Here is a 395-nt window from a genome sequence, read left to right on the forward strand (position 1 = left end):
GCCACGTCCTCGCTGATCTTCTTGGCATCGCCGAAGAGCATGAGGGTGTTGTCGCGGAAGAACAGCTCGTTCTCGACGCCGGCATAGCCCGACGCCATCGAGCGCTTCACGAACAGCACCGTCTTGGCATTCGCCACATCCAGGATCGGCATGCCGTAGATCGGGCTCGCCGGATCCGATTTGGCCGCCGGGTTGGTGACGTCGTTCGCCCCGATCACGAAGGCCACGTCGGCCTGGGCGAAGTCGCGGTTGATCTCCTCCAGCTCGAACACCTCGTCATAGGGCACGTTGGCTTCGGCCAGGAGCACATTCATGTGCCCCGGCATGCGGCCCGCCACCGGGTGGATGGCGTAGCGCACCTCCACCCCCTCCTTCTTCAAGAGGTCCGACATCTC

The 395-nt window shown here is 63.8% G+C and carries 1 protein-coding gene; it reads right to left on the minus strand.

Translation table 11 applies throughout. From position 1 onward, the window contains the following. The coding region (locus tag FFK22_RS42345; RefSeq protein ID WP_143957058.1) for an NAD(P)(+) transhydrogenase (Re/Si-specific) subunit beta at positions 1-395 on the minus strand (395 nt) is incomplete at both ends.

It is taken from the genome of Mycobacterium sp. KBS0706 (genome assembly GCF_005938675.2).
GTDB lineage: Bacteria > Pseudomonadota > Alphaproteobacteria > DSM-16000 > Inquilinaceae > Inquilinus.